We start from the raw sequence: 230 nt of genomic DNA, 5'->3' as shown, positions 1-230 counted from the left end.
CCTCTACGGCGAGGGCGGCGACATGCTCGACGCCGAGGCGAAGAAGATCACCGTCGACGACGAGCCCGGTGCGAAGGCGTTCGAGGTGATGAAGGACCTGGTGGACTCCAAGGCCGCGATCACGGACACCACCAACGGCTGGGAGAACATGCAGAAGTCCTTCAAGGACGGCAAGGTCGCGATGATGGTCAACGGCCCCTGGGCCATCGAGGACACCCTCGCGGGCAAGC

At 64.8% G+C, this 230-nt stretch carries 1 protein-coding gene; it reads left to right on the top strand.

Annotation, left to right across the window (positions count from 1 at the left end; all coding sequences use genetic code 11):
• Positions 1-230, top strand: a 230-nt coding sequence (locus ACSNOK_RS36625) for an extracellular solute-binding protein (RefSeq protein WP_436784950.1), incomplete at both ends; no start/stop codon positions are given.

Origin of the sequence: Streptomyces sp. URMC 126 (assembly GCF_051386555.1) — a bacterium.
Classification (GTDB): Bacteria; Actinomycetota; Actinomycetes; order Streptomycetales; family Streptomycetaceae; genus Streptomyces.
The sequence above is the reverse complement of the archived record's forward strand: the minus strand, read 5'-3'. Positions and strand labels throughout refer to the sequence as shown.